This is a genomic window from Pantoea sp. EKM101V, from assembly GCF_011800325.1.
Taxonomy (GTDB): Bacteria; Pseudomonadota; Gammaproteobacteria; order Enterobacterales; family Enterobacteriaceae; genus Pantoea; species Pantoea anthophila.
The window spans coordinates 1-209 of sequence record NZ_JAALFP010000053.1; the positions used below are offsets into that span (position 1 = coordinate 1).

The window sequence follows — 209 nt, forward strand, 5'->3', positions numbered from 1 at the left end:
GCGGTAGGGGGGCTGAAAATTCCGCTCAGCGTGGAGTTTCTTGGCCTGCTGGATACGGTGGCCTCGGTGGGCGTGGCGCATATCGCCCCGGTCGCGGAAGGGCATATGGGATGGGCGGACGGGACCCAGGAACTGCCGGCAGAGAAGGTCTACGGGGGCTTGATTAAAAACTGCGTCCACCTGGTCTCTTCCCACGAGCAGCGGCTGTG

1 protein-coding gene is annotated in these 209 nt (G+C 63.6%); it reads left to right on the plus strand.

What is annotated here, in order from left to right:
- Positions 1-209: DUF2235 domain-containing protein (locus HFD92_RS21595; RefSeq protein WP_167429679.1), on the plus strand; the 209-nt coding region annotated here is incomplete at both ends.